We start from the raw sequence: 248 nt of genomic DNA, 5'->3' as shown, positions 1-248 counted from the left end.
GTTGTCGACGTGCGCAGCATGGCACGCAGCGCAGCCGCTATTGTGCTCGGCTTCCAGCGCCTGGAGCCGAAGCTGCGCATTGCGGGCGTGATCGTGAATCGCTGCGGAAGCCAGGGACATTGCAGCATCGTCAGGAAGGCGATTGAGCAGGAGTGCGGTATCCCCGTGCTCGGCTGGTTGAAGCGCGATGACGGGCTGGACATACCCGAGCGTCATCTGGGCCTGGTGCCTGCCGTGGAACGCGGCGA

1 protein-coding gene is annotated in these 248 nt (G+C 64.9%); it reads left to right on the top strand.

All coding sequences use genetic code 11. From position 1 onward, the window contains the following. A partial coding sequence (locus WG8_RS29150; RefSeq protein WP_007432835.1) for a nucleotide-binding protein occupies positions 1-248 on the top strand: 248 nt, incomplete at both ends.

This window comes from Paenibacillus sp. Aloe-11 (assembly GCF_000245715.1).
Lineage (GTDB): Bacteria > Bacillota > Bacilli > Paenibacillales > Paenibacillaceae > Paenibacillus > Paenibacillus kribbensis.
This window is presented reverse-complemented; position numbering and strand designations above follow the sequence as displayed.